Origin of the sequence: Microbacterium sp. zg-B185 (genome assembly GCF_030246885.1) — a bacterium.
GTDB lineage: Bacteria > Actinomycetota > Actinomycetes > Actinomycetales > Microbacteriaceae > Microbacterium.
Window position 1 is genome coordinate 286,756 of record NZ_CP126739.1, and the last position, 25,583, is coordinate 312,338.

The window sequence follows — 25,583 nt, forward strand, 5'->3', positions numbered from 1 at the left end:
AACGGCAGGTGACGCGTCGATCTATGAGATCGACGCGTCACGTTGCAGCGCTCGCGAGTTGATTTCATCCGCCAGATGCTGAAGGTGGGCAGCCGTCATCATCAGCACCGCTGGTCGCCGCGGATCGAGCAGCTCGCCGTAGAGCCGGCCTGCCACCGCTTCTACCGTCGCGGCATCTGCCTGAGCCGGGATGTCGAGGTTTCGTAGCGCTTGGGTGATGGCGGTAAGCCGCGCGGTCGTGTGTCGAATCTGTGACGCCGCCAGCTCGCGGACATCACGCGCGGTGGGACCGTGACCAGGAAGGGCCAGTCCAGCCTCTTCCGTCTCAAGCCACGCGAGAGAGCGGAGATACTCCGCCAGCGATCCGTCGGCTTCGTCGATGACTGGGCTCCCTTTTCCAAGCAAAGTATCACCCGTCAGGATCGCACCTCCTGGCGTCGACGCTTCCTCGACGGCGAAGCACGCCGAGTCGGCGGTGTGGCCGGGGGTGGCGATCACCCGGATGTCGCACCCTCCCGCTCGGATGATCTCGTTGTGACGCAGGTTCTCTGCCCCGTGCGAATGCAGGGGGCTCAGTGCTCGGATGGGGGCCCCGGTCTCCCATGAGAGAGCGGGAGCGGCATCGCTGTGATCATGATGGTGATGCGTCAGGAGAATCAGCTCGACGGGCCCACCGGCGCGCAAGGCGCGCCGGTGGGCCCTCGAGTGCGGGCCCGGGTCGACCACGACTGATCCGGAGGACCCGGGTCGCCTTATCACGTACGAGTTCGTCCCGTCCAGAGTCCAGTAACTGGGGTTCGGAGCGCCGACGCGTTGAATGAGCGGTGTGATCGGCTCGGCCGTCGACATTATGCCGCGCTCGCCGCGGGCTCCTCGGGGGAGGACTCGACCACTGTGAATAGCGGGACGTTCTGTCCGGAAGGGCTACGGGCGAAGATCACCTGCACGGGCGTGCCGAAGTCGACTGCTTCTGGATCACCGCCCACGATCTTGCTGAGCATCTTCACTCCGCCCTCGAGTTCGACCAGGCCTACGACGTACGGCACATCCTCGTTGTACTCGGGCGTGGCATTGCGATAGACCACGGAGAAGGTCCAGACCGTTCCGCGACCCGACGACGGGAGGTCCTCGATTTCGCTCGACCAGCAGTGAGAGCAATGCGCGCGGTAGTAATACTGCGTGCGAGCACACGCTGCGCACTTCTGCAAGAGCAGGACACCGGCGTTCGCGGCTTTCCAGTAGGGCTCCGTTTCAGGAGTTGTCGTGGGGAGCCATCCGGTCCACTCCATTTGCTGGTTCGTCATCGTTAGACTCCTAACAGGTGGGCGGCGGATCCGCGGCGCGCGATGAATGCGGCACCGGTCGCGGTGCACAGGGCAGTCTTGGCGCCCTCGACCTGGCGGCCGACGGCCTCACCCCGCAATTGACGGACCGCTTCGACGAAGAGAAAGATGCCGCGCCGGCCGGGGTGGTTCGACGACAGCCCGCCGCCATCGGGATTGGTCGGGAGCGAACCGCCCTTGAGTTTGAGGTTGCCGTCTGCTGCGAATGCGCCGCCCTCACCGATCTTGCAGAAGCCGGCGCCCTCGAGGTCGATCGGCACGTTGAGGGTGAAGGCGTCGTAGATCATCGCCGTGTCGACGGCCGCGGGTCGGAGGCCGGCCATGTCGTAAGCATCGTCGCAGGCGCGGCGCACCATCTCGCGGCTCTCCGCAGCCCAGTCGGTGTGACCGCCGCCATGACCCATGTAGCTTTCACCGAAGCCGAGGATGTGGACGGGCTTCTTCTTCGTCTCCGGCAATAGATCGGGGTGCACCAGCACGATCGCCGCACCGCCGTCGGAGATCACACAGCAGTCGTTGCGATGGAGCGGCGAGGCGATCATGGGAGAGTTCAGCACGTCGTCGATCGTCATAGGGTCTCGGTACAACGCGTCGGGGTTGAGTGCTGCGTGCTCACGCATAGTGACGGCGACGGAGGCCAGCTGCTCGGAAGTCAGGCTGTAGTCGCGCATGTACCGCTGAGCCACCATGCCCATGAAGGAGATCACGGTCGTGCCATAGATCTGCTCGAACGAGTCCGGCGTGGGTAAGAGCTCCTGCACGCTGAGTTGGTTGTACCCGATGGTCCCCACCTTGATCTTGCGCGACTTGGTGTTGGCGCCGTAGGAGATGAGTGCACACTTGGCCATGCCCGACTGGATGGCGAGTACGGCTCGATTCACGTAGTAGCCGAACGACGCCCCGCCGACGTCTGTTTCGTCGATGAATCTCGGTTGGATGCCGAGATAGTCCGCCATCATGACGGCGGCGCAGCCGCCGAGGTAGCCGCCCTCGGATGCGGTTGAGGCGGTGAAGAACGCGTCGACGTGGGCAGGAGTGAGCCCCGCGTCCTCGAGAGCGCCCTTCGCCGACTCGGCGTTGATCTGCCACTCGCTCTTGTCGGGGGAGTAGCGCGTCGGGTGCTCGTAGGCACCGACGATGGCGATGTCCTGAGGTTTGATCATGCGATGTCAGCCTTACTTCTTGGGGTTGTCGAGCGGGGCGGTCGTAGGTACAGCGGCTGCGTCGCCTACGTGGCGGGCACGGAGCCGGCCCCGGTTACCAATTGGTGTGCGATGTCGGATGCGGCACGACGGTCCTTCTTGCCGTTCACCCCGTGGGGAAGATCCACATCGAAGAAAATGTGCGTGGGGATCTTGAAGGAGGCAAGTCGCGAGGCCAGCGCGGTGCGGAGAGAATCGACACTCACGCTGGGGTCGAGGAGGGAGACAAACGCGGCGACAGCCTCGCCATTCTGCTCGTCAGGCACCGACACCACAGTTGCGTCGTGAACTCCTTCGACGGAGACGAGAGCATGCTCAATCTCCGAAGGAGCGATGTTCGCTCCCCCGCGAATGATCATGTCACCGAGGCGGCCCACGATGTAGTAATAGCCCTGTGCATCCCGCCGCACGAGGTCGCCGCTGCGCACCCAGCCGTCATCGGTGAGCCGTTGGCGAGTGAGCTCCGGTTCACGGAAGTACTCGAGCATTCGGCCGGGACACGTGAACTGGGCTTCGCCCGGTTCGCCCTCCGGCGCGGCGTCACCACTCGAGTCCACGATTCGCAGCTGCGCGCCCGGCACAAGACGCCCGCAGGTGCCGTTCGGGGCATCAAGATCGCGGCCCGGGTTGGTAACGATGATCGGGTAGGCCTCGGTGGCCGCGTAGCCTTCCCAGACTTTCGTGCCGATGACCGCCTCGAAGGCAGTGACGGCTGTCCTGTTGATCGGCTCAGCGCCTACGTAGCACCTGCGCAACGAAGACAGATTCGTCGGGCGTTTCCGGTAGGCGTCCATGATCTTGACGAACATCGTGCTGGAGCCGGCGTAGAGCGTCACGGAGAGGCGCTCGATCTCGTCGAGAACCCGGACGGGATTGAAATGAGATAGGAGCACGATGGTGGCCCCCGCCGTGAGGAGACCGGTCGTGGTCGTCGAGATCCCGTAAGCCCAGGAGAGCGGTAGCGCGATCAATGCGCGGTCGGACGACCGGTAGTCCCAGACATCGGCGTACTTTCCACCGCTCCACGTCTCCGCGCCATGACTGTGCAGGACCGGCTTCGGCGTCGATGTGCTCCCGGACGTGTAGGAGATCAGGAGAGGCGCGTCTTCGGGCAGGTCGAGGGCTCCAGCTTCGGAAGCCCATGACCGAACGCTCTCGAAGTTCTCACGTTCGCCGTCGTATCCGTCGCCGACGATGACGACGTCCTGGGGAAGCTCTGGGATGCTCAGGGCGAACTTGGCGAAGCTCTCAGCGAGGTCCGCGGCAACGAAGGCGATCGTCGCATCCGCATTCTTGGCGACGTACCGCAGTTCTCGCTCCATGAAGCTGGGATGCACCGGAGCGAAGATCGCACCAATCCGAGCGGCGCCTAGATACGTGGCGAGATACTCGATGCTGTTGTGGGAGTAGAAGAGGACGCGTTCACCTCGTCTCACTCCGCGGGCACGGAGCCATCCGCCCACGCGGGCGCCCAACCTATCGAGTTCTTCGTACGTGACTTCGGTATCGTCCATCACGAGCGCAGGATGATTCGGCCGATTCCGAGCATGACCGCTGATGACGTCGGAGAGATTCATGGTGCGTATGTCCTCGGCAGCCTTCAGTACGATCGGGGCAGACCGAGACCGGCCTGAGCTATGTGATTGAGCATCATGTGCGGGGTGATCGGCGAAAGGCGCAGCACACGCATCTCGCGGGCGTAGCGCTCCACCTGACCTTCGCGGGCATATCCCATCCCGCCGAGGGTCTGAACCGCAGCATCACAGGCCTGCCAGCCGGCGTCCACCGCCAAAAAGTACGCCTCATTGCCCTCCGTGCGCAGCGCGACGCCGTTGTCGTACGCGCTCATCGCGGCCATCAGGTAGGCCCATGCGGCATCCAGTCGTGTGGCAGCTTCCGCGAGGGGGTGGCTGATCGCCTGATTCGCGCCGATCGGGCGATCGAAGACGACTCGGTCCTTCGCGAAGGTCACAGCACGGGCGAGCGCTGCACGGCCGACCCCGATTGCCTCGGCCGACATCACGAGACGCTCCCGGTTGAGGGCATCCAGCAGATATCGGAAGCCCTGACCCTCTTCCCCGATCAACCGGGCGGAAGGGACGAAAGCGTCATCGAAGAACACTTCGCACGTCTGGATGGCGTTCATGCCATGCTTCTCGATCGAGCGGATCTCGATGCCTTGCGCACTCTTGTAATCGACGAGGAAGAGGCTCAACCCGGAGAATCGGGATGACGAGTCGGCGGACGACGTACGGGCGATCACGAGTGCGACGTCGGCGACATCGGCCTGCGTCGTGTAGATCTTCTGGCCGGTGAGCAAGTACCCGCCGTCTACGGCACGAGCACTGGTGGCGATCTTCGACGTGTCCAGACCAGCATTGGGTTCTGTCACGGAGAAGGCGATCTTGATCTCTCCGGAGGCCAGCGCGGGGAGGAATTGCTGCTTGAGCTCTTCGGAGCCGAACTTGATGATCGGTTCAGCCGCGAACATCGGGTTGTGCGTGACGACGCATCCGACTTCGGCCGCACCGGATGCTCCGATCTCGTGAAGCATCACGGCGCCCTGACGAGTGCCCTGGCCACCCCCGCCATACTCCTCAGGAATGGTGAGACCCAGCCAGCCGCCTTGCGCCATCGCGTCGAAGAACGCGTCGGGGTAGGTCTTCGTCCTTTCGCACTCAGACCAATACGCGTCGTCGAACGCCGCGCATCGCTCGCGGACCGCCTGCGCGATCCCGTCATCGAGTTCGTCGTACTGGAAGATGGTCATGCTCCCGCCTCAAGCTCATGCGGCCGGTTCGTGCCGCAGTCAAAACAATCGCAGTGGATCCGGCCATCCCGCATCGTCCGACCTTCAGACCGGTGCGGGAGTTCTTGGCCGTCGTCCGAAGAATCAGAGTTGTTGCGAGTCGCGGGTCGGCCGTGCAGGGTCGCTCGGATCACGACTCGGGCTTCGTCAATCGGCCAGGGTCATCACGCCTGCGGCGAGTACGTCCAGCGCATCCTCGAGTAGCTCATCGCCGATCACTAGAGGCGGCAAAAGTCGGATGACGTTGTGATAGGTGCCGGTCGTCAGTGTGAGCACACCGTTGCCGTTCGCGAAGGCGGCCACCTTCTTCGCCGCAGCTGCATCGGGCTCGAAACCGTCCGGACCGACGAACTCGATCGCGAGCATCGCGCCACGCCCGCGTACTTCGCCGATGGCCCCGCCGGATTGGTCGGCGATCTGCTCCAACCGGGGGCGCGCGATCTGCTCGATGCGCCGAGCACGAGCAGGAAGATCATCACGCTCGATGATGTCGAGTGCGGCCAGCGCCGCGGCGCACGCTACGGGATTGCCCCCGTACGTTCCGCCCAATCCGCCAGCCGGCACGGCATCCATGATCTCTGCGCGACCGGTGACGGCCGCCAACGGCATGCCGCCGGCGAGAGCCTTCGCTGTTGTGATCAGGTCAGGCACAACGCCTTCGTGGTCGACCGCGAACATACGTCCTGTCCGACCGAGCCCGGTCTGGATCTCGTCTGCCACGAAGACGATGTCGTTGGCACGCGCGAAAGCCGCGACCTTCGCCAGATAGCCGGCCGGGGGAACGATGAATCCGCCCTCTCCTTGGATCGGCTCGATGACGATCGCCGCGACGTTGGAAGCTCCCACTTGAGTCGTCACGATGTCGACGAGCTGTTGGAATGCTTCCTCAGCGATGTCGACACCAGGGCCGCGCCACCGGAACGGATACGGAGCGGGCACGCGGTAGACCTCTGGGGCGAATGGGCCAAAACCGTCCTTGTAAGGTTCGTTCTTCGCCGTCATTGTCATGGTGAGAAGGCTGCGGCCGTGGAAAGCGTGGCTCAGAACGATCACCGCGTCTCGTCCTGTGTAGGTCCGCGCGATCTTCACCGCGTTCTCGACCGCCTCCGCGCCGGTGGAGTAAAGGGCTGTGCGCTTCTCGAAGTCTCCGGGCGTGAGCCGGTTGAGACGTTCGGCCACCTCGACTGCGAGTTCGTACTGGGTGGACACAAATCCCAGATGAGTGAACTTCGCCGCCTGCTCGCCGATGCGGGCCACGACGTCAGGGTGCGAGGCCCCCACACCGGTGACCCCGATGCCACTCGCGAGATCGATGATGTGGTTGCCGTCGACATCCACCAGGATGCCGCCGCCGGCATCGGTGACGAAGACCGGCAGCGTGACGCCGAAACCGCGCGCGACGGCGGCGTGCCGACGAGCGGAGAGTCGCTGGGATTCGGGTCCGGGCAGGGACGTCTTGAGAATCCTCTTCTGCGTCGGTTGTGTCATGGCATCTCCTCGGGGCGGGCGTCGATATTCGCGCGTGCGTCTCGAGAAACCTATGGGCCGGCTGGACACGACGTCTTTGGAAAGCCCCCAAGTTATCGCGCGCATATTCTCCCGCCGGAGAGTCGAGTCACGCAGAAGTGCGTGCCGCGTTCTAGCGATCGTGGGCGAAGACCGCGAGTACGTCGGCCAGAAAGCGGTAATACCCGACTAGTGCCGTGATCTCCAGAACTCCGGCCTCCGTCAGCTCGGCGACGCACGAGCCGTACGCGGCGTCGTCTAGGGTTCCCGTGCGCAGAAGCTGGAGCACGGCGTTCGCGACGACAGTCTCGTCGACGGATGCCGATGGCGGCGGTTCGAGTTCGGCCAACGACACGAGCTCGTCGGCGGTGAGCCCGACGCGGCGTGCGACAGCCTCGTGAGACCTCACTTCGAACGCGCTCTCGCAGTAGTGCCCGATCAACAGGATCGCCATCTCCCGTGAGCGAGCTGAGAGCCGCCCCTGGAAGCGGAGAACCGCGCCGAAAGCCTGGATGGCCTCCCCCAGCGGCGGATCCAGGAGCAGCGCATCGAAGGGACCCACCAGCGCGCCCTTCTCGTCTACCAGTGCGAAGGCGGACTCTGCGGCTCGAGCGCCCGATGCGATCCTCGCGTACAACGCGGCCTGCGCCTGGTCCATGCCCTCCGGTGTGAGCCGTGCCTTGCGAAAAGTCATCTCCTGCCTTCCGACGAAGCCTCGTGCGTCGTCCACCACCTAGCCCACCGCGCCGCGAGGCCCAGCGGTATTGCGATTCGCACAACATTCCGAAGCACTCTTTGCGTCAGGTGAGAGGCCGGCAGGTTCACGAGCCGAATAGCGTGATCGCACGGCGCGCCCGAATCGGTGTTCGCGCGACGTGAGCATCGATGAAAGGAACCGCGCGTGAGCAGGATTGCACAGCCGCAGATCAGCAAGTCCTGGCTGGGGTTGGACGGCCGACCCGTCCTCGTCGTCGGCGCGGGTGGGCTCGGTGCCGCGATCACCCATACGCTACGGACGAACGGGGCGCGCGTGGCTCTCCTGGACCTTAGTGCAGAGCGGCTCGAGCAGGTCGCACAGGAACAAGCAGGGATGCCCGGCGAATTGGTGCAGTACGCGGTCGATCTCACAGTTGCCGGCGACGCGCGGCGTGCCGTCGTCGAGGCGTCCCAGAGGCTCGGCGGGCTGGAAGGCTTCGTCCACGCTGTCGGCGTCAATGACCGCCGGCCGGTGCTGGACTTGAACGATGACGACTGGTCGCGGCTCATCGACACCAATCTGTCGACGGCGTTCTGGACAGGCCAAGCCGCGGGACGGACCATGTGCGAGGCGGGCTCGGGAAGGCTGGTTTTCCTGTCTTCCGTCGCGGGTCTGCTCGCCCACCCGAACCACAGCATCTATGCGGCATCGAAGGGGGGACTTAATCAGCTAATGCGTTCGATGGCCCGCGAATGGGCTGCGAGGGGTGTGCAGGCCAACGCCGTCGCTCCGGGATACATCGAAACTCCTCTGACAGCTGGTCACCTCGCGAAGGACGACAACCGTGCCCAATTGGAGTCACTCGTGCCTGCCGGACGTCTGGGCGCTCCCGACGAGGTGGCTGATCTTGTGGCCTTCCTCCTATCGCCCCGAGCGGCCTTTATCACAGGGCAGGTCGTCTACGTCGACGGCGGCCGATCCCTGGTCTGACCGGAACACCGCACAGAGGATTCAGCTATGACCATCCGCAGCAATCACATCGCCGGACGCTGGGTCGAGGGACCCGACGCGGTACCCAACATCAATCCCTCTGACACCGACGATGTCGTCGGACACTACGCGCGTGCAGACGCGGCACAGGTCTCCGACGCCATCGGCGCGGCCGCAGAGGCCTTCGCCGGCTGGTCGGTCACTACGGGACAGGCACGCGCCGACATCCTCGAGACCGCAGCTTCAGAGGTGCGGGCGCGCCAAGAAGAGCTGGCTGACCTGTTGGCGCGCGAGGAGGGCAAGACGATCGGCGAGGCCCGCGGAGAGGTCGACCGAACTGTGCGCGTGATCCGATATCACGCCGCGCAGGCGCTGATGCCCGTCGGCGAGGTCGTCCACTCGATCCGACCCGGTGTGAAAATCGACGTGGTTCGCGAGCCGGTCGGAGTGGTGGGTGTCATCACCCCATGGAACTTCCCACTTGCGATCCCGGCGTGGAAAATCATTCCTGCTCTCGCGTATGGCAACACGGTCGTTTTCAAGCCCGCCGATCTCGTTCCTGCGAGCGCTTGGGAACTCGTGGATATTCTGGTGGGAGCGGGGCTGCCTGCCGGCGTGCTGAATCTCACGATGGGTCAGGGAAGCGTGGTGGGCGACGCCATCACGCGCGATCCCCGCGTGGCAGCGGTCTCGTTCACGGGTTCCGTTCCGACCGGGGCTCGAGTACTGGAGGCGACGCAGAGCCACCAGGCTCGTGTGCAGCTGGAGATGGGTGGCAAGAATCCCCTCATCATCAGCGACGACGCCGACCTCGAAATCGCGGTCTCGGTTGCCGTGGAGGGCAGCTTCGGTTCCACCGGGCAGCGCTGCACGGCCGCCGAACGCTTCATCGTCGACGAGAGAATCCATGACGCGTTCGTGGAGGCGCTCACTGTCCGGATGTCGGCGCTGGTGGTTGGCGACGCCCGCGACCCGCGAACGCAGATGGGCCCAGTCGTCGACGGCCGTCAGCTTGAGCAGAACCAGCTGGCACTCCGACGAGCCGCAGCCGATTCGGGTCAGGTGATCGGTGGCGAACTCGTGGGGGCATCCCGGCCAGGCTTCTACATGCGACCCGCTGCAGTGATCGGGACCCATCAGGCGGATTGGATCAACACCGAAGAGGTGTTCGGGCCCGTGGTGTCGATCGTAAAGAGCCGTGATCATGACGAGGCAGTTGCCCTCGCGAATGATACCGAGTTCGGCCTCTCGTCTGGGATCGTCACCACTTCCTTGGCGAAGGCAGCCGATTTCCAGCGCAGATCCAAGGCCGGGATGGTCATGGTGAACGTGCCGACGGCCGGGGTCGACTACCACGTCCCATTCGGGGGCCGCGCTCGGAGCTCGTACGGACCGCGGGAGCAGGGCACGTACGCTCGAGAGTTCTACACAACGGTGAAGACCAACTACGTGGCCTGGGGAACAGTCTGAGCTTGGCAGGCCGCTCGCGCAGTGTGTGATAATTCCGTGATCAGACAGTTTGAGCCGCGTTCGCAACCATCCGAACGCGGATGCGAATCGATCTCATAGCAGCAGAGAACGGACGAACTGTGGCGAACCTCGCGGAGCTCTTCTATAGGAACGCAAGGCTCAGGGGTGACAGGACGGCGATCCTCATGGGGGGTTGCTCCCTGTCCTATCGCGATCTGTGGGACGAGAGCACACGTGTCGCCGCACTCCTGCGGAGGTCGGGGGTGACGGTCGGAGATCGGGTGATGATCTTCGCGGACAACTCGCCCGCGCACTTCGTGGTGTACCTGGCGAGCGCCCGACTGGGCGCGGTGTTCACACCGGCGCACGTCGGGTTCCGCCCGTCCGACCTCGATTACGCGATCGCCAACAGTTCTCCGCGCGTAATCGTGGGGGATGAGCACTCCGTCCGCGCCCTGGCGAAGTCGGGCGCCCGCATCCAAGTCGGCGCCGCGATCCTTCGGCTGGACGAGTGGCCGGAGGACGAGGATTACACGGCGCCAGGTCATCCGGTGGCGGCTTTCCTGGATCTTCCCGCCGACGCGCCGGCTCTCATCACCTATACCTCTGGAAGTACGTCGCGCACCCCCGCGCCTGTCACGCGGTCGCATGAGACGGAGATCTGGAACGCGGAGACGTACACCGACGTCTGGGACTTCCGCCCTGGGGATCACGTCCTCGTTCCGCTGCCACTCTCATGGGTGTACGGCCTAACGACCGTGGGCCTGAGCGCGCTGTCTGCCGGATCGACGATCGTCCTGCAGTCCGCTCGTGACGCTGAGCCGTTGCTGCCCGCCATCCAACGTCACGGGGTAGCAATTCTGGCGGGCACGATGGACATGTACTCACGGATGGTCGGCGAATTGCAGGAGGGGCATTTCGATTTGTCCTCTCTGCGCCATCTCTACATCGGTGGTGAATCGATCGTGCAGCCGATTGTCGAGCTCGTCGAGCACTTCACCGGCATCCGTCCCTTGCAGGCCTACGCTGCCACCGAGGTCGCGCCTGTGCTGGCGGTAGATCCGATCCGAGATGCCTCGGCCCCGCGGGGCACCGCAGGTAGAATCCTGGAGGGCAGCGAGATCCGTCTCGTGGACGCAGACGGAGCGGACGTTCCGGTAGGCGCAGTCGGCGAGGCCTGGTTGAGGGGACGCGGCTCGATGCTCTCCTACTGGCGGGAGCAGTCGCTGACGGAGATGCGCGTCACCGCCGATGGATGGTATCGGAGCGGAGACTATCTGTGGCGCGATCCAGACGGCTTCTACTTCATGGTTGGTCGAATGGAGGACGTGATATTGCGCGAGGGCTCGCCTGTCTCGCTCTCCGAGGTGGAAACCGCGATCGCCGAGCTCCCCGGCATCGAGGACGTCGTCGTGGTCGGCGTCCCAGACGACGATTTCGGCGAGGCGCTCATCGCCTTCGTCGTCACAGCAGCGGACCAGCGCCCGTCCGTCGATATCATCTACGAGAATCTCGAGACGCGCATTGCGCGTGTGAAGGTTCCGCGCGAGATCTACATCATTGATCGGCTGCCGCTCGGCATTACCGGCAAGCGCGACCGTCAACAGCTCAGAGAGATAGCAAGTTCCGCCGTCTCGGGCGACCGCAGCATCGTGACGATGGCGGAGTGGCTCGCTGAACGCTCGGAGCGCCGACGATCCTGAGTGCTCCCTATGTTGGTGCGGTGTGCCCGCGTCTGGTCCGAGTGCCGTCGTGATCCGCGACTGAAGAGCGAGTACAACCACGACCGCCGGCACTCATCGCTCGGGTACCTGCCGCTCGCCGACTACCCTCGGCAAAGCAGCCATCGAATGGCACCCAAGACTCACGCAACCGCCGGACCTACCAAAGGGGTCGGCACATCCAGATAGCGCTGCGGGTGTCGCAAGTGAGAAGGCGGGTGGGAAACGATCAAGCGAATCTGCTGACGCCGTGAACAGCAACGAAACGTCAAACCGGCGTGAAATCAACTCAACGGACGCCGACCCACAGACACTCTCGCCTACTCATGCATCCCTTCTTCAGCCATGCCCGAGTTGCACTGACCCAGGCCGCATGGTCGAAGTCTTCGTACTCCTGGTAGCCGACTCGGTGATACCCATAGAGTCCGTCCCGCTCACCGGCCTGTCCGCGCCGGTACCTTCGACTCGACCTCGTCAACTTCTGACCCTGTGCCCTGAAACGCCAGCAGCCGTCAGTTATCGGTGACTCTTCGCAGGCGACGTCGGTGAGAACAACCTGAGAACAGACGAAGCACACATTACACATCTCGCCGGGCTTGGGGAATCTCAAGTAGCGCTCATCGAGGGAACTCGCCCAGATGCGGGCGAGGAAATGTCGCTGCGCCAGAGTTCAAATCCCTCCGACTCCGCTCACGAACCCCTGCTGACGTCGGCAATATGAGGGATGTATAACGGGGATAGCTCGACGCCGGCGGCGTCGGAACGGAGCAGTCGATCGGGCTCTCTGGTGTGATCTATCAGGACATCCCTGACGGTTCCGAATCAATAGTTCTCTGACGCTTCGGTGTCGTTTGGTCCTGACACTTCTACCTCTATGTGTGAGGTATGAGCCGTGTCGAGCCTGTTGATCCCGTGTCCGCCTCGCGATCGCACAGTGGCCGCCGGATGCGCCGCGTGGGTCGGTGACGACCTTCTGTTCGGAGCACGGGATCTCGAGGGAGACGTTCTACGCGATCCGGAGAAGAGCCGCGGCCGACGGGCCGGCGGCGGCGTTGGAGCCGCGGTCGAGGCGTCCGAACCGCAGCCCTGGCAAGCTGAGCGACGGGATCGCCGCTCATGCGGTTGCGGTGCGTGCGGCGTTGGAGCAGTCCGGTTTGGATCATGGGCCGATCAGCGTGCACGAGAAGATGCGGTCGCTCGGGATGGAGCCCGTTCCGTCGACGGCGTCGTTGGCGCGGATCTTTCGGGACGCCGGGGTGGCGAAGATCGAGCCGCGGAAGAAGCCGAGGGCCGCGTTCCGCCGGTTCGTCTATCCCGCGCCGAACGCATGCTGGCAGCTCGACGCGACCGAATACGTCCTCACCGGCGGCCGCAAATGCGTGATCTTCCAGCTCATCGACGACCATTCGCGTCTCGCCGTCGCTTCCCACGTTGCGTGGGGGGAGACTTCCGAGGGCGCGATCGTTGTCGTAAAGAAGGGCGTCGCGACCTGGGGGGTTCCGCAGCGGCTGCTCTCGGACAACGGCGCCGCGTTGAATCCATCCCGACGCGGCGTGCTCGGACAGCTCGTCGCCTACCTGCGATCCTTGGGCGTCGAGCCGATCACCGGAAAGCCGTACAAGCCGACTACCCAAGGCAAGAACGAGCGGTTCCACCAGACCCTGTTCCGCTACCTCGACAAGCAGCCACTCGCCGAGAACCTCGAACGGCTGCAGGCCCAGGTCGACGCGTTCGACGCCATCTATAACGTCGAGGGTCCTCACCAAGCACTGCCCGGACGGATCACGCCGCAGCAGGCGTGGGACGCGATACCCACCGTCGATCCTCCTCGACCCGCGGCGCCGATTCCGCCTCCGGCCGTCACCGACGACATCCGGGTCAGGATCGTGCAAGACAGCGGCTCGGTCGAGTTCCGCGGCATCAAGTTCGGCATCGGCCGCGCTCTCGGCGGGCACCGGGTCTGCGTCATGGACGCCGGAAAGACGGTGATGATCTTCGACCTGCAAGGCACCCTCATCATCGAGCACCCATGGCCCAAGCCCGGCGTCACCTACGTCTGCAACCGCCGACCCCGCGGCCCTCGGACGAGCCGATCGTCAGAGATGTCCTGATACATCGACTGTCAGAGATGTCCTGATGCAGATTCGTCAGGGATGTCCTGATACATCACAGCGGACTGGTTGGGCGCAGTCGAGGCCGTGCCCACATCCTGCCCACAAGCGACGGCGATCGGGGCCCATTGAACCGAGTCCGGCCAAGCTTCCACCCGGCCCAGAACGGCGTGATTCCGCGGTTTCTGACCGATCAGGAACGAGGAGGACCCAACCTCTTTGGGTTCAAATCCCACCGTCACCGCCAGCGTCGAAGCCCCGCGATCCCTTGTAAACACTGGGATCGCGGGGCTTTCACTTGCCCAGGGGAGGCGTCGATCGCTGGCATCAGCCGAGGGGGTTGACTCAGGGCTCACTCAACAGGGCTACCGGACCCAGTCATCAACGGTAGAAATGCCGCATGCTCAACAGGATCGATCGTGCTGCCGGAGTCGGCCACGGCTCGGTCACGGTCGCGCCGCGCGGTGAGGTGATATCCCAGCGGGGTGGCTGCCCTATGGAACGGTCGGGCGCCTTCACTTTGCCGCGGGGGTGAACTTCTGGAGGAATGCGGTCAGTTTTGATTCGTAAGACTGCGGGTCGACATTCCAACTTTGGATGTGGCCCGCGTCCGGCACCGGGACGTACTGCGCGTCGGGGAGCGAGTCCGCGAACTGCTGGCTCTCGCTCGGCGGCACGAGCGGATCTGCGAGTCCCTGGAAGAGCAGGATCGGGAGCCGTTCGAAGGTCTCCGTCTGGTCCAGTTCGTTGAGCACCCCGAGATCGATGCCGCCCCGCCGGCTCACCGCAAGCTGCACAAGGCCGCTGAAGGCCCCGAGGTGGAGGCGGTCGGCCTGGTGCTGAAGCACTCCGGACCAGTTGAGGACGGGCGCGTCGAGCACCATGCCGACGACTTGGTCCGCGTACTCGGACTGGTGCATGAACTGGGTCACGATGCTGCCGCCCATCGAGTCCCCGTACAGCACGAACTGCGTTGCTCCCTGCCCGACCGCATACTGCGCGGCGGCTTCCAGGTCGCGCCACTCCGTCTCACCGAGCGCGAAGAGCCCGTTCGGGCTGGGCGGTGACCCCGCGTCGTTCCGGTAGCTGATGATCAACGCGGGCAGGTCGGCATCCACGATCGTCGACAGCGGCCGCAGCGCGCTCTGACGGAGACCGTCGATCCCATGGACGAACAGCACCCAGGTCGATCCGGTCCCGTCGACCTGCCACGCGGGCATCACGCCAAGCTCGCCTTCGATGTCGACGGTCGTAAACGGGATGCCCAGTGCCGCGGCGGGATCGGTGTTCCACACGTTCGGGTTGAGAAGCACCGTGGTGCCTACCGGCAGATCACCGACAATCCCCGAGATCGGCCGGGTGACCGTGGTGCCGGTCGAGGCGGAAACCGGACCGACGATCGCGGACCCGGACTGCGGGCCCGCCGCGGTGTCCCACACGAGCCCATACGTGCCAACCCGCTGGCCGGCGTCGGTCTTGGAAAGGGTGACCTCGCCATCGGTGACTGAGATCACCTCGCCTGCCGCCGTCGTCATGTCGTGGTGCGGGACCAGGAGCGCCTGCGCGCTGAGAAGGGGGATGACCACTGCGGAGGCGAGCGCGGCGATCGCGACCGAAGCACCGACAATCCAGGGCCAGCGACGCCGGCGATGTCTCGGCGCTGCGTGCTCGGGTTTGCCCAATCCAACCTCCAAGACGACAGCGCTGCAGGGCATACCCCACAGGAAGACGGGACAGGGAAACTGAAATCCTGCTTCCGCGAACCACCATACTGGGCGACCGTGCGGGCGAGGGAACGACCCTGGTCCGCAGACACCACGGAGCGCGATCGTCTGCGAGGTTCTCCCTCTCACTCGACCGAAACCGGAACCAACCTCATGGACCGGCCCCGCTGGCCGCCTGGATGTACGGGGACGCTGAGGGAACCTTCCTTGCTTGGCGACACAGCGCACCTCCCAGGGACGCCCGTCATCGCCAGTCATCGGGGCAGCGCCGTGGCCGTCGCGCGTAGATGGAGTCGATTGACTCAAGCGGGCACCGCGCCCGTGCCACGACACTGCACGTGGGCGCCTCATCTGCGGATCCGGCGGCACACGACCAGTTTCAGGAAGAGGCAGACATGCCGGGCACACTTCACTACGCGGTGAAGACCTCGTCGGGGGAGCCGGATCGGCGGACCGGAGTGGCCGCGCCCATGACACGTTCGTGTTCGGATGCGGATGCCGTGGCGGTCCACCCCCGCGCGACAGCGTTCACAGGGCTGCGGGCTGCGGGCTGCGGGCTGCGGGCGAATCGTGAACGTGTCATCGGTGCCAGGACCTGTCGATGCATACGGCGGCGACGTTGCGTACCACGCGGCGAAGGTGGCATGGTCGGGCTGACGCGTGCGACCGCGATCGATACGGCCGTGGCTGGCATCAAGGTCAAGAAGCTGGTCCAGACGGAGTCACGATGGCCACCCCTGCCCGGGATCCGCAGCTGGAATCTTGAACTGCCGTCGAGTACGCACAAGCTAAGCGATCGTGGCGGCAGCGCGATCCTTCCGGAGAGTTTGATGTCGAGCGGCTCGGTTCAGTATCGCTCGCCCGACTGATGTCCTGGGATCCAAACGCACGCTTGCGCTTGACCTGGTGGCTGGCACACGGTTTTTGCTCGGTTCGTACAGCTGCACCACACTCACCCAGAGGATCAACTGCCCATGGCCACTGTCGCAACGAACATCGTCAAGACCCTCCGCGCCAACGGTATCGACCACGTCTACGGTCTTCCGGGTGACTCCCTAAACGGGTTCACCGACGCACTTCGTAAGGACGGCAGCGTCCGTTGGGTGCACGTGAGGCACGAGGAGTCTGCGGCCTTCGCGGCCGCGGCGGATGCAGCGCTCACAGGAGACCTCGCCGTGGTGGCGGGCTCGTGCGGGCCCGGGAACCTGCACCTGATCAATGGTCTCTATGACGCCAACCGCTCGCGGGTGCCGGTGCTCGCCGTCGCCGCTCATATCCCGACGAGCGAGATCGGCACCGGGTACTTCCAGGAGACGCACCCGCAGGAGCTTTTCCGCGAGTGCAGCGTCTACGTCGAGTACGTCGCCGATCCGAAGCAGATGCCGCGCCTGCTCGAGATCGCGATGCGTGCGGCGATCGAGCTGCGCGGAGTCGCGGTGCTGGTCATCCCTGGTGACATCGCCCTGTCGGAGGTCGCGGACGATCGCGCGGTGGTCATCGAGCGCACTCGTCCGGTGATCGTGCCGAGCGGCGGCGAGCTCGAGCGCGCGGCCACACTGCTGAACGCCGCGAAGAAGATCACGATCCTCGCCGGTGCCGGCGTTGAGGGAGCGCACGACGAGGTCATCGCCCTGGCCGACCGGCTCTGCGCGCCGATCGTGCACGCACTGCGCGGTAAGGAGTTCATCGAATACGACAATCCCTTCGATGTCGGTATGACGGGTCTTCTCGGGTTCGCATCCGGATACCGGGCCATGGAGTCGGCCGACACCCTTCTGGTGCTGGGTAGCGACTTCCCCTACGAGCAGTTCTACCCGGAGCACGCGACGACGATCCAGGTCGACATCCGGGGCGCGCAGCTGGGGAAGCGGCATCCCCTCGATCTCGGACTCGTCGGTGACGTCCGCGCGACGGCCGAAGCCCTGCTGCCGCGGCTCGCTGAGAAGAGCGACCGAGAACACCTCGACGACGCGACCGCCCACTACCGCAAGACGAGGGCGAAGCTCGATGACCTCGCCACCCCAACCAAGGCGGGCCGGCCGATCCACCCGCAGTACCTCGCCAGACTGTTGAACGAGCAGGCGGCGGATGATGCGGTCTTCACCGCGGACGTCGGCTCTCCCACGGTGTGGGCCGCCCGCTACTTCTCGATGACCGAGAACCGGCGCCTGATTGGATCGTTCACGCACGGATCCATGGCGAACGCCCTGTTGCACGGCATCGGTGCCCAGGTGTCACATCCTGACCGCCAAGTGATCGCCCTCGCGGGCGACGGCGGCCTGGCGATGATGCTGGGCGAGCTGCTGACACTTACGCAGAACCACCTCCCGGTCAAGACCATCGTGGTGAACAATTCGTCGCTGAACTTCGTAGAGCTGGAGATGAAGGCCGCTGGGTTCGTGACCTACGGCACCGAGCTCACGAACCCGAGTTTCGCCGCGATCGCTGAGGCCATGGGCATCTTCGCCCGCCGCGTCGAGAACAGCAAGGACCTGCCGGACGCCGTCCGCCAGGTGCTGGAGCACGACGGACCCGCACTGCTGGATGTCGTCACCGAACGCCAGGAGCTGTCCATGCCGCCGGCGATCGAGGCCGCGCAGGTCAGGGGCTTCGCGCTGTACGCGATCCGCACCGTCATGTCGGGTCGAGGCGACGAACTCCTCGATCTCGCACGCGCGAACTGGCGCCAATTCCTCTAGGAAAGCGGAGTGTCTGGGGGCATAGCGAGGACCTCAGGATCCACTGCCGAAGAGCAGTACCTCGAGGCGATCGCTCGAATCCGGGCGTCGGGGATGACGGGCAATCGCGCCCGCCCGCACCTCGCGTACGGGGAGTGGCTCCGCCGGGAAGGGCGGCGCCAAGATGCCCGGGAACAGCTGCGGGTCGCGCACGAGTTGCCGTCGACTATGGGCGCCGAGGCGTTCGCCGAACGCACCGCCCGGGAGTTGCGCGCGACAGGCGAGTATCCGCGAACGCGCACCGCTTCGCCGGCGACCGCACTCACTGACCACGAATTGCAGATCGCTCGACTGGTCGCGACGGGCGCGACATCCCGGGAGGTCGGTGTGCAGCTCTTCCTGAGTCCTCGGACGATCGAGGCTGACCTGCGCAACATCTTCCGCAAGCTCGGCGTCACCTCTCGGCGCCAACTCAGGGAGATGCGGCTCCCCTGAACCCCAGGTTCGGAGCGATTCATCTGTCAGTGTGCACGTGTCGACCCTGCGATCGGCTCGGGACGTCGGTCGCGGACGATCTTTGAAGGATCGCCGCGATCTCCGCTCGGGCACGCTGCAGCCGTTCGATGCTCAGGGACAGGTCGGCGACGATCTCCGCGAGCGCCTCTGGCGATGCGTCACCGCGTCCGCCGACATGCGCGATCTGTTCGAGCGGTACTCCGAGCGCCCGGAGGCGCCGAATCTGCAGCAGCCGCACAAGGTGGCCCACCTGATACTGCTTGTAACCGTTCGACATCCGGTCTGGCACGTCGAGGATCCCGACGCGGTGGTAATGGCGCACGGCGTTGACGGTGGTGCCGGCGAGATCCGCGACCTCCCGTGTGCTCCATCCCATGAGGCGGTCCCTTTTCATTCGGCGGACATGTCTGCGGTGCGTCCGCGCGTGAGAATCGGACCTCATTCAACGCCCTGTGCCGGGCACAGGGTCAAGCGATGCGGTGAGTATGCGGAACGCCACACCGCTTCCGCGTCCTCGATCACAGGGTGCACCGCGTCTCCGCCGGGGGCAACGCGAGCTTGATCAGGTAGTCGGCGAACCCGAGGGTGGCAGCGGCAGGCCAGGCCCCGCAGGCGTGGCGCGTGGTGCCGGCCTGGCATGTCTGACGAGCCGATACGGCGTCGAGAGGCCGGGAGCGCTTGACCCGGTTCCGGCAACACAGTGTCTGCTGACTCGTGTCGGCTGCCCCGCCGCCGCCCCGGAATCGAAAGGACCCGCATCATGGGCTACATCACCGTCGGAAGCGAGAACAGCGCCCCCATCGAGTTGTACTACGAAGACCAGGGAGCAGGCCGACCAGTCGTCCTGATCCACGGCTATCCGCTCAACGGGCACAGCTGGGAACGTCAGGCCCGCCGACTGCTCGCCCAGGGCTACCGTGTCATCACGTACGACCGCCGCGGGTTCGGCGGGTCGTCCAAGGTGACCACCGGCTACGATTACGACACTTTTGCGGCTGACCTCAACACCGTGCTCGAGACGCTCGACCTGCGCGACGTCGTGCTGGTCGGATTCTCGATGGGCACCGGGGAGCTCGCCCGCTACGTCGGCCGCTATGGACACGAGCGCGTCGCCAAGCTCGCCTTCCTCGCCTCGCTGCAACCCTTCCTCGTCCAGCGCGACGACAACCCCGAGGGTGTGCCTCAGGAGGTCTTCGACGGCATCGAGGCCGCTGCCCAGGCTGACCGCTTCGCCTGGTTCAGCGACTTCTTCGACAACTTCTACAACCTCGACGAAAACCTCGGCTCACTCATCAGCGAGCAGGCCGTGACCGCGAGCTGGAACGTCGCCGCCGGCAGCGCGCCGGTTGCCGCCCACGCGGTCGTCTCGTCGTGGATCGAGGACTTCCGCGGCGACGTCGAGGCCGTGCGCGCGGCGGGTAAGCCCACGCTCATCCTGCACGGCACGAAGGACGGCATCCTCCCGATCGACGCGACTGCCCGCCGCTTCCGCCTGGCAGTGCCGGCTGCCGACTATGTGGAGATCGAGGGGGCTCCGCACGGACTGCTGTGGACGCACGCGGACGAAGTCAACAGCGCGCTGACCGCCTTCCTCGCGAAGTGACCCCGGCGCTCGAGAAGTGACCCCGGCGCTCGAGAGGACGGACGTGTCGTGAATGCGCGGAGTAGGGCGTCTTCAACGAGGCTCGCAGCGTCCACTGCGCCGGGTTGGCCGGAGATCCTGGCGGGGGGGGGGGGGGGGGGGGGGGGGGGGGGCGGTCTACGGCCTCGCGGGAAAGTCGTCCGGAGATCGGCATCCGCACCCACGCGGATCAGCTGCCGGTCTTCCTGACCCCACTCACGAGTGGGTTACGAGATGAAACCCGTCTAGGACCCGGGCCAGACCGCGACTCTAGACTCAGTTCAATGGTCACCACCCGACACCTCAGCGACACGGCGCGAGCGAACTGGAGCTCCCTGCTGTCAGCACTCATCGGCGTGGGGGGCGCGCTGGCCATCGCCGCGATCAATGGTGAGCTGGCCCGCATGGACCTGATCTTCCTGGGCATCAGCGTCTATCTGTTCGCCTGGCCGTCGTTCGCGGCGATCTACCTCGTCTGGACCCATGCTGCGTACGCGGCGCACAGCTCGTGGGAACTGGGCGTCCGTGCACAGCGGGAGAGCGAGTCCCGGCGTCACTGGTGGTCGACGCTCCTGGGCTACGGCGGCGCGTCCAGTTGGACACTGACGGCCGCCCTCGTCGCGGTGCTCGTGACCGTCATCATCGCCCAGAATCCCGCGTACCGCAGCGACCTGCTGTACGTCGCGCTGGGCCTGCTGTGCGTGGCCGCCTCGTGGGCGCTGATGGTGTATTCGTTCGCGCTGCAGTATCTGCGGCTGGAGGCGGGTGACCCCCAGGTGCAGCACGTCGACGTCGCGGTGGACGGGCACGCCCGGTTCGGCGATTATCTGACGCTGGCGGTGCTGGTCTCCACGATGGCGGCGACCGTCTCGGCGACAATCCGCACGCGCCCTGCCTGGTCGCTGGTGCGCACGAACGTCCTGTTCGCGTTCACGTTCAACTCGGTGATCGTGGCGATGGTGGTGTCGCTTCTGCTGGGGGGTCTGGTCGGCTGACCGGTGCCGTGTCGTCCCGTTCCGCCCGGAGATACTTCGGCGCCTGCACCCGCCAGGCCTCGGTCACCAGTTCGGTGAGATGATCCGGGTCGATGCCGCGCATTCGGAACGCCACCTTCGGCTCGCCCCACGTCGTGGTCGTGCGCAGGAACACCTCGGGAGCCATCTCGACCAGGGCGAGCGCGTCCAGCCGATCGGCCACTTTCACTCCGACCACCAGTTCGGCGGAGATCACGGCACGAATGTCCGGCGGGATGCTGGGCCATGGGTGGCACTCCCACGCGTAGAGCTTGCCGCGCACGAACCATGCCGTGCCCCCGGTCGTGTCGCGCTCCTCGGAGCCGGGAAGTGCGGACGCGATGCGTCGCAGGTCGTCGAGGTCCGCCACGAACCCGACCCTACGCCGCACCCACGACAGCAGTGCCACCGGGTGGGGGTCGGCACGCGCCGCAGCCGGGTGGCTTCGGTACAGTGACCGGATGGCATCCGAGCCCTCGGCCGTCGACGCTGCCCGCATCGACGAGAAGCTCGTCAGGATGCTGGTGCGCGAGCAGTTCCCGCAGTGGGCGCAGCTTTCGCTCACGTTCGTCGAGCGCGGCGGCAACGACCACCGCATGTTCCGGCTCGGCGGGGACCTGGTGGTGCGGTTGCCCAGCGCACCCGGCTATGTGGCACAGGTGCAGAAGGAGCAACAGTGGCTGCCGCGTCTTGCTCCGGCGGTACCGCTGCCGATCCCCGTCGTGCACGGCTCGGGCCGCCCGAGCCGGGACTTTCCCGCTCCCTGGTCGATCTACAGCTGGCTGGCCGGTGAGCCCGCCGCGCGCGTGAGCATCGACGATCCAGTGGGACTGGCCGCCGCGCTGGCCGAGTTCCTGGTCGCGCTCCGGCACGCCGACACGACGGGAGCACCCAGGCCGGGGCAGCACAGCGCCTTCCGCGGTGGTCCCCTGCAGCACTGGGACGACGAGATGGGAGATCTGTTCGCCCGCCTCCAGGGTGCGCGACGCGCGGACGCGCAGGCGCTCTGGCGCGATGCCCTGGACGCGCGATCCACCGGCGAGCCGGGCTGGGTGCACGGCGACGTGTCCCTCAACAACCTGCTCATGCGCGACGGCCACCTGGGCGCGGTGATCGATTTCGGATGCGCGGCGGTGGGTGATCCGGCGTGCGACACAGTCATCCTGTGGACCTTCTTCACCGGTGAAGCGCGCGCCGTGTTCCGGCGGGAGCTGGCGGTGGACGACGCGACCTGGATGCGCGGGCAGGGCTGGGCGTTGTGGAAGGCGCTGATCATGCTCACCAACATCCCGGCGCAGCAGCGCGCCCTGGCCGACCACGTGCTGGACCAGCTGCTGAGAAGCAGATGAGCATCGCCGATCACTGACGGATGCCGCGGGGCGAAGGGAGGTCGCTATCGCGAAGGTTGCGCCCTGCGCTGGTGTCCGCCTACGCCACCGGCTTCGAATGCCGTCGCGCCGAACGTGCGCTCAGTAGTACTGCTTGGCGGCCGCCACCCGGATCGAGTCCTGCGTGATGTCGTGCCACCCGAGCGCGATCTCGGCTGCGGTGCCGGCCGGAGTTTCAGCGGCTTCGATGATCCGATCGCGGAGCAACTCGCCGTCTTCCCAGCCGGTGACGTCCAAAGCGATGACATCCAGGGATCGGCCGCGGCTTCGCTCAATGGTTGCGTGCAGTCGCGTGGCGGCCTGACCAGCCGTGGACAAGCAGGTCCCCTCACGCAGCGCGCCCCCGTGCGTGTAGACGACGAACAGGTGATTCAGGCGTGGTTGGGCGGCGGCGTACTCGCCGAGCTCAGCGCATATCCGGCGGAGCCGCTTCTGCGCGGAACGGCGTGATGATTCGGCGGCGAGGTCAACGCTCCACACCATCGCCGTCGGTAACACCGATCCAGCGGCTTGGGCGACGGCCAGCGGAACGAGGACAGGAAGCTGGTCGCCTCGAACGATGATGTCTGCAGTCATGGCATTTCCTCTGGTCGGCGTCACGAACGAACGTGCCGACCAGACTTCCCGGCTCACCATGTCTGCGGACCGAACCGCAGACATCCATGACCCTACGTCATGTTCGCCGTGAGGAGCAGATCCCTCCCGCTTTGCACTGCGCACACGCGACCTGCCGCTTGACCACATTCGCGGGGTGCCATTATCCCCATCCAGTCAGCAATGCCGGCGGAACGTGGATTGCCAGCAGCACGATCAGAAGATTCAGGACCACCCCGAAGCTGACCACGGATATCGCGATGTATATCCAGCTTCGACCCCCGGAGAAGCGAAGCACCGCGACCAGCCAAAGCAGGGACGCGTAGAAGAACGGAACCACGAGGGCCAGTGCTGGCAACGCGATCAGCCACAGAACCCAGACCAGAACTCGTCGGCGTATGACCGACGAGTCCAGGACTTCACCGTCGGTGACCGATGCGCCGAGATCCGTCACCTCGCCGTCGACGACGGATTCACCCGCCATCACTTTTCGCAAGTCCCGGCCGAACCCGTACCCTGATGCAAGGGCACCCCCCACGGCAATGAAGGCGGGGAACCAGTACGTGGGACTGGCGATCGCGCCCAGCGCCAGTATTGCCGCTGCGGTGAAGACGATGAAGACGACTCCCGTCGAGATCACGCGGATAACGCTGAGGTTAGGCACTGTTCACCTTCTCTCTGGTCCAGATCGACTTGGTAATGCTCCAGAGTTTGCCGGACCCGTTTGCGAAGCCCGCGACGAGCGTGGCGATGACCAGCAACCCGATGACGATCGTGGCGGGCTGGGTCAACCAGCTCCAGTCGTATCTGCTCACGGAGATCCAAAGATAGTTCTCGGCACCCTGCCCTAACACGAATCCGATGATCAGCGGTGGGCGCGGCCACTTGATGGCTTGCATGCCCCAAGACAGGATCGCGAGGATGATGACGCTCGCGATGTCTCCCCAGTGAATTCCCGACTGGTACGCGGCCAGGACCATCACGATGATCAGGAAGGGGGCGTAGCTGTATGGTTTGAGCAGACTGAGTTTGCTCAGCGGTCCCGTCAGACTGGCGCTGGCGATTGCCCCGAGCGCGTTCGCCAGGGCCAGGGTCCAGACGAAAACGAAGATCAGGTAGATGTTCTCCGGTCGCAGGATAGTCGGCCCGGTCGCGACGCCCATGGTTGCCAGACCGCCGAGGAGAATCGCGGCGGTGGCGCTGCCGGGAATGCCGAACATCAGCGTCGGGACGAGGACCCCGCCGTCCTTTGCATTGTTTGCTGCCTCGGGTGCGATGACACCGCGGATGTCGCCCTTGCCGAAGTTGTCACGATCCTTCTTGACGAGCCGTTTTGTTGCACCATACGCGATCCAGTCGATGACACTTCCCCCGATCCCTGGGATGATTCCCAAGGCGGTACCGAGGAGGGAGTTGCCGACGACCACCCGCTTGTGGCGGAACACTTCTCTCGCCCCGCGGAGGACTCCACCCTTCGTGAGCGTGGCATTCTTTGCCACGGATTCCCCCTGTACGAGAAGGGACAGCACGGAGGGAATCGCGAAAAGGCCAATGGCAAGCACCGCCAAATCTATTCCGTCGAACAGATACAGCACGTCCCCCGTGAAGCGGTAGTCGCCTGTCATGTTGGCACTGCCGATCATGGCCAGGAGCATGCCCAACAATCCGGTGATGAGCGCTGGTGCCAGCGCGCCACGTGATATGACGATCACCAGACACAGTCCAAGTAGCGAAAGCATGAAGAGTTGTGGCGATCCGATGCCGACGATGATCGGTCGGGCGACGGGTATCAACAGGAAAAGAGCGACCGCGCCGATTATGCCGCCGATCATGTTGGACGTGAACGCTGCCCCCAGTGCCACGTTGGCGAGACCCTTTCGGGCCATGGGGTAGCCATCGACCACCGTGGCTTGGGACGCGGCGGTACCCGGCACGCCCATAAGCACGGACGGGAACGTGTCCCCGATTGTCGTGGCCGCATTCAAGCCGATGAGCATCCCGATGCCGCTCGCAGGATCCATTCCCACGATCAGTGGTAGCAGGACCGCCATCCCGGTTATCCCGCCTAGCCCCGGGATGAGGCCGAGAACCAGCCCGATGCCCACTCCGACAACGAGCCACAGCAGGTGCTCGAAGCTCAAGATCATCTGCAGCGCTTCCAAGGCAGATTCAAACACCGACGATCACCTTTCGTTGGTGG

The 25,583-nt window shown here is 65.1% G+C and carries 22 protein-coding genes and 2 pseudogenes; 11 read left to right on the forward strand and 13 right to left on the reverse strand.

The genetic code is table 11. The annotated features are described in order from the left end of the window. Positions 1 to 21: 21 nt before the first annotated feature. From QNO12_RS01330 to QNO12_RS01360, 7 genes are all read right to left on the reverse strand, one after another. The gene (locus tag QNO12_RS01330; protein ID WP_257504013.1) at positions 22 to 849 is read right to left on the reverse strand and encodes an MBL fold metallo-hydrolase; all 828 of its coding nucleotides are present in this window, start codon (positions 847 to 849) and stop codon (positions 22 to 24) included. Next, positions 849 to 1,304: a Zn-ribbon domain-containing OB-fold protein gene (locus QNO12_RS01335; protein ID WP_257504014.1), complete on the reverse strand. Its 456-nt coding sequence runs from the start codon at positions 1,302 to 1,304 to the stop codon at positions 849 to 851. The genes QNO12_RS01330 and QNO12_RS01335 overlap by 1 nt, the downstream gene beginning before the upstream one ends. Positions 1,305 to 1,306: 2 nt before the next feature. Beyond that, a complete protein-coding gene (locus tag QNO12_RS01340) occupies positions 1,307 to 2,506 on the reverse strand; it encodes a thiolase C-terminal domain-containing protein (protein WP_257504015.1) in 1,200 nt (399 codons plus the stop codon). A 65-nt stretch (positions 2,507 to 2,571) separates the two neighbouring features. Then, the gene (locus QNO12_RS01345; RefSeq protein ID WP_257504016.1) at positions 2,572 to 4,122 is read right to left on the reverse strand and encodes a class I adenylate-forming enzyme family protein; all 1,551 of its coding nucleotides are present in this window, start codon (positions 4,120 to 4,122) and stop codon (positions 2,572 to 2,574) included. A 23-nt stretch (positions 4,123 to 4,145) separates the two neighbouring features. Continuing rightward, the gene (locus QNO12_RS01350) at positions 4,146 to 5,315 is read right to left on the reverse strand and encodes an acyl-CoA dehydrogenase family protein (protein ID WP_257504017.1); all 1,170 of its coding nucleotides are present in this window, start codon (positions 5,313 to 5,315) and stop codon (positions 4,146 to 4,148) included. 186 nt (positions 5,316 to 5,501) lie between these two features. Next, positions 5,502 to 6,842: a 4-aminobutyrate--2-oxoglutarate transaminase gene (gabT, locus tag QNO12_RS01355; protein WP_257504018.1), complete on the reverse strand. Its 1,341-nt coding sequence runs from the start codon at positions 6,840 to 6,842 to the stop codon at positions 5,502 to 5,504. 151 nt (positions 6,843 to 6,993) lie between these two features. Then, complete coding sequence (locus QNO12_RS01360) at positions 6,994 to 7,554, reverse strand: carboxymuconolactone decarboxylase family protein (RefSeq protein WP_257504019.1); 561 nt, start codon at positions 7,552 to 7,554, stop codon at positions 6,994 to 6,996. A 207-nt stretch (positions 7,555 to 7,761) separates the two neighbouring features. Between QNO12_RS01360 and QNO12_RS01365 the strand changes: the two genes are divergently transcribed. The 5 genes and pseudogenes from QNO12_RS01365 to QNO12_RS01380 all read left to right on the forward strand — a co-directional run bounded on the left by QNO12_RS01365 (position 7,762) and on the right by QNO12_RS01380 (position 13,849). Beyond that, positions 7,762 to 8,547, forward strand: a complete 786-nt coding sequence (locus QNO12_RS01365) for an SDR family NAD(P)-dependent oxidoreductase (RefSeq protein WP_257504020.1) — start codon at positions 7,762 to 7,764, stop codon at positions 8,545 to 8,547. Between the two features lie 27 nt (positions 8,548 to 8,574). Then, on the forward strand, positions 8,575 to 10,017 hold the full coding sequence (locus QNO12_RS01370) for an aldehyde dehydrogenase family protein (protein ID WP_257504021.1): 1,443 nt from the start codon (positions 8,575 to 8,577) through the stop codon (positions 10,015 to 10,017). Between the two features lie 80 nt (positions 10,018 to 10,097). After that, positions 10,098 to 11,720, forward strand: coding sequence for a class I adenylate-forming enzyme family protein (locus QNO12_RS01375; protein WP_257504022.1), 1,623 nt, complete (start codon positions 10,098 to 10,100; stop codon positions 11,718 to 11,720). 63 nt (positions 11,721 to 11,783) lie between these two features. Next, a pseudogene (locus QNO12_RS17080) lies at positions 11,784 to 11,899 on the forward strand (IS3 family transposase); the annotation flags it as partial. 724 nt (positions 11,900 to 12,623) lie between these two features. After that, positions 12,624 to 13,849, forward strand: a pseudogene (locus QNO12_RS01380) (integrase core domain-containing protein). Between the two features lie 515 nt (positions 13,850 to 14,364). Here QNO12_RS01380 and QNO12_RS01385 read toward each other — a convergent pair. Then, positions 14,365 to 15,435: an alpha/beta hydrolase family protein gene (locus QNO12_RS01385; protein ID WP_257504095.1), complete on the reverse strand. Its 1,071-nt coding sequence runs from the start codon at positions 15,433 to 15,435 to the stop codon at positions 14,365 to 14,367. Positions 15,436 to 16,217: 782 nt separating this feature from the next. On the opposite strand from QNO12_RS01385, the gene QNO12_RS01390 reads away from it, so the two are divergent. The 3 genes from QNO12_RS01390 (at position 16,218) to QNO12_RS01400 (ending at position 18,746) form a co-directional block, all read left to right on the forward strand. After that, complete coding sequence (locus QNO12_RS01390; protein ID WP_257504096.1) at positions 16,218 to 16,442, forward strand: hypothetical protein; 225 nt, start codon at positions 16,218 to 16,220, stop codon at positions 16,440 to 16,442. A gap of 105 nt (positions 16,443 to 16,547) precedes the next feature. Further along, entirely contained in the window at positions 16,548 to 18,272 is a 1,725-nt protein-coding gene (gene poxB / locus QNO12_RS01395) for a ubiquinone-dependent pyruvate dehydrogenase (RefSeq protein WP_257504097.1), read from the forward strand. A 9-nt stretch (positions 18,273 to 18,281) separates the two neighbouring features. Further along, a complete protein-coding gene (locus QNO12_RS01400) occupies positions 18,282 to 18,746 on the forward strand; it encodes a helix-turn-helix transcriptional regulator (RefSeq protein ID WP_257504098.1) in 465 nt (154 codons plus the stop codon). A 19-nt stretch (positions 18,747 to 18,765) separates the two neighbouring features. Here the strand turns inward: QNO12_RS01400 and QNO12_RS01405 are convergent, their stop codons facing one another. Then, positions 18,766 to 19,143 carry a MerR family transcriptional regulator gene (locus QNO12_RS01405; protein ID WP_257504099.1) on the reverse strand — a complete coding sequence of 126 codons (378 nt, stop codon included), beginning with the start codon at positions 19,141 to 19,143 and terminating at the stop codon, positions 18,766 to 18,768. Positions 19,144 to 19,527: 384 nt separating this feature from the next. On the opposite strand from QNO12_RS01405, the gene QNO12_RS01410 reads away from it, so the two are divergent. Both QNO12_RS01410 and QNO12_RS01415 read left to right on the forward strand, forming a co-directional pair. Next, entirely contained in the window at positions 19,528 to 20,370 is an 843-nt protein-coding gene (locus QNO12_RS01410) for an alpha/beta fold hydrolase (protein WP_257504100.1), read from the forward strand. Between the two features lie 302 nt (positions 20,371 to 20,672). After that, positions 20,673 to 21,383 (forward strand): DUF1345 domain-containing protein, encoded by a 711-nt coding sequence (locus QNO12_RS01415; protein WP_257503177.1) that lies wholly within the window; start codon positions 20,673 to 20,675, stop codon positions 21,381 to 21,383. On the opposite strand, the gene QNO12_RS01420 is transcribed toward QNO12_RS01415, so the two are convergent. After that, positions 21,325 to 21,771: an MmcQ/YjbR family DNA-binding protein gene (locus QNO12_RS01420; RefSeq protein ID WP_257503178.1), complete on the reverse strand. Its 447-nt coding sequence runs from the start codon at positions 21,769 to 21,771 to the stop codon at positions 21,325 to 21,327. The two genes, QNO12_RS01415 and QNO12_RS01420, sit on opposite strands and share 59 nt — an antisense overlap. Positions 21,772 to 21,862: 91 nt before the next feature. Between QNO12_RS01420 and QNO12_RS01425 the strand changes: the two genes are divergently transcribed. After that, positions 21,863 to 22,750: an aminoglycoside phosphotransferase family protein gene (locus tag QNO12_RS01425; protein ID WP_257503179.1), complete on the forward strand. Its 888-nt coding sequence runs from the start codon at positions 21,863 to 21,865 to the stop codon at positions 22,748 to 22,750. Between the two features lie 120 nt (positions 22,751 to 22,870). Here the strand turns inward: QNO12_RS01425 and QNO12_RS01430 are convergent, their stop codons facing one another. From QNO12_RS01430 to QNO12_RS01440, 3 genes are all read right to left on the reverse strand, one after another. Then, positions 22,871 to 23,365 carry a hypothetical protein gene (locus tag QNO12_RS01430; RefSeq protein WP_257503180.1) on the reverse strand — a complete coding sequence of 165 codons (495 nt, stop codon included), beginning with the start codon at positions 23,363 to 23,365 and terminating at the stop codon, positions 22,871 to 22,873. 181 nt (positions 23,366 to 23,546) lie between these two features. Further along, on the reverse strand, positions 23,547 to 24,023 hold the full coding sequence (locus tag QNO12_RS01435) for a hypothetical protein (protein WP_257503181.1): 477 nt from the start codon (positions 24,021 to 24,023) through the stop codon (positions 23,547 to 23,549). A 16-nt stretch (positions 24,024 to 24,039) separates the two neighbouring features. Further along, complete coding sequence (locus QNO12_RS01440) at positions 24,040 to 25,560, reverse strand: tripartite tricarboxylate transporter permease (RefSeq protein WP_257503182.1); 1,521 nt, start codon at positions 25,558 to 25,560, stop codon at positions 24,040 to 24,042. Positions 25,561 to 25,583 lie beyond the last annotated feature (23 nt).

What these genes read in the sequence shown, in the direction of transcription:
- QNO12_RS01330 (WP_257504013.1), bottom strand. Translation starts at nt 849, where the DNA reads ATGTCGACGGCCGAGCCGATCACACCGCTCATTCAACGCGTCGGCGCT.
- QNO12_RS01335 (WP_257504014.1), bottom strand. Translation starts at nt 1,304, where the DNA reads ATGACGAACCAGCAAATGGAGTGGACCGGATGGCTCCCCACGACAACT.
- QNO12_RS01340 (WP_257504015.1), bottom strand. Translation starts at nt 2,506, where the DNA reads ATGATCAAACCTCAGGACATCGCCATCGTCGGTGCCTACGAGCACCCG.
- QNO12_RS01345 (WP_257504016.1), bottom strand. Translation starts at nt 4,122, where the DNA reads ATGAATCTCTCCGACGTCATCAGCGGTCATGCTCGGAATCGGCCGAAT.
- QNO12_RS01350 (WP_257504017.1), bottom strand. Translation starts at nt 5,315, where the DNA reads ATGACCATCTTCCAGTACGACGAACTCGATGACGGGATCGCGCAGGCG.
- gabT (WP_257504018.1), bottom strand. Translation starts at nt 6,842, where the DNA reads ATGACACAACCGACGCAGAAGAGGATTCTCAAGACGTCCCTGCCCGGA.
- QNO12_RS01360 (WP_257504019.1), bottom strand. Translation starts at nt 7,554, where the DNA reads ATGACTTTTCGCAAGGCACGGCTCACACCGGAGGGCATGGACCAGGCG.
- QNO12_RS01370 (WP_257504021.1), top strand. Translation starts at nt 8,575, where the DNA reads ATGACCATCCGCAGCAATCACATCGCCGGACGCTGGGTCGAGGGACCC.
- QNO12_RS01375 (WP_257504022.1), top strand. Translation starts at nt 10,098, where the DNA reads ATGCGAATCGATCTCATAGCAGCAGAGAACGGACGAACTGTGGCGAAC.
- QNO12_RS01390 (WP_257504096.1), top strand. Translation starts at nt 16,218, where the DNA reads ATGGTCGGGCTGACGCGTGCGACCGCGATCGATACGGCCGTGGCTGGC.
- poxB (WP_257504097.1), top strand. Translation starts at nt 16,548, where the DNA reads ATGGCCACTGTCGCAACGAACATCGTCAAGACCCTCCGCGCCAACGGT.
- QNO12_RS01405 (WP_257504099.1), bottom strand. Translation starts at nt 19,143, where the DNA reads ATGGGATGGAGCACACGGGAGGTCGCGGATCTCGCCGGCACCACCGTC.
- QNO12_RS01410 (WP_257504100.1), top strand. Translation starts at nt 19,528, where the DNA reads ATGGGCTACATCACCGTCGGAAGCGAGAACAGCGCCCCCATCGAGTTG.
- QNO12_RS01415 (WP_257503177.1), top strand. Translation starts at nt 20,673, where the DNA reads ATGGTCACCACCCGACACCTCAGCGACACGGCGCGAGCGAACTGGAGC.
- QNO12_RS01425 (WP_257503179.1), top strand. Translation starts at nt 21,863, where the DNA reads ATGGCATCCGAGCCCTCGGCCGTCGACGCTGCCCGCATCGACGAGAAG.
- QNO12_RS01430 (WP_257503180.1), bottom strand. Translation starts at nt 23,365, where the DNA reads ATGACTGCAGACATCATCGTTCGAGGCGACCAGCTTCCTGTCCTCGTT.